At 58.1% G+C, this 956-nt stretch carries 1 protein-coding gene; it reads left to right on the top strand.

Annotated features, from left to right (window positions below; genetic code table 11):
• Nucleotides 1–169 precede the first annotated feature (169 nt).
• Nucleotides 170–631, top strand: a complete 462-nt coding sequence (locus WP12_RS00085) for a nuclear transport factor 2 family protein (protein ID WP_046191737.1) — start codon at nt 170–172, stop codon at nt 629–631.
• Nucleotides 632–956: the final 325 nt, after the last annotated feature.

Genomic DNA, 956 nt, shown 5'->3' on the forward strand with positions numbered 1-956 from the left:
TTCTCTCTGGAATGAGGTCACCGATGTAGCGAAGAATGCATAACCTGGGACATTTGTTATCCGAGCCGCGGCCATTTCGCTCCGGATTCCGAAACTCGTCTCGTCGGCTCAGCAACTTGACAATGCCATAGCGACGGATCGATAACGGGGCCGACTCAAGGAGCGTTGTATGACCGGGAATGACAGCGAGAATTCGGCTCGTGCGCACAAGGCGGCGGCCACCCGATTGTTCGAGGCCATGGGTTCGCTCGACGGCCCCGGCATCGCGGCGGAAATCACCGATGACTTCGTCCTGAAAATCCCCGGTTCGTGCGTGCTTTCCGGCGAACGGACGGGGCCGGAAATCGCTGAGATCTATGGGTTTGTGAGCCAGGTTCTGCCCAACGGCGTACGGTTGGAACTGCACTCCATGACGGCGGAGGAGGACCGTCTCGTATGTCATGCCTCGGGCACCGGTGAGACGGTGGACGGCGAGTCCTACAATCAGGACTATCTGTACCTCCTGAATTTCAGGGGCGGTAAAATCAGCCGCCTTGTGGAATATATGGACACGAAGCTCGTCGATGATCGCCTCGGCAAGAGATATCGGGTCTGGGCGGCAAGCAAAGATCAGGACGTCCTCCCGGCCTGAGCGCCTGTTTGGAAATGACCGTAAGAGCGCATTTTGGGCTTTCCCACCGATCCTCGACCCTCACCCGACCGCGCAACAGGGTGCCATATCCGGGTGGTCGGGGGGTGGAGGCCGATGCAGATGCGCCAAGGCGCATTTCCAAACGGAAATTTAGAACGGTCGGTCGCCTTCTTCCTTCCGCTACGACACATTGAGGAGGGCATTGTCAAGTTGCCACAGCCGGCCGCGCCTCGATAAAATGATGAGATGACAGGTTCTCAACTTTACCGCGGTTTCCGCTACCCTCGGGAGATCATCAGCCATGTGGTGTGGCTCTACTTCCGGT

This window comes from Sphingomonas sp. SRS2, from assembly GCF_000971055.1.
Lineage (GTDB): Bacteria > Pseudomonadota > Alphaproteobacteria > Sphingomonadales > Sphingomonadaceae > Rhizorhabdus.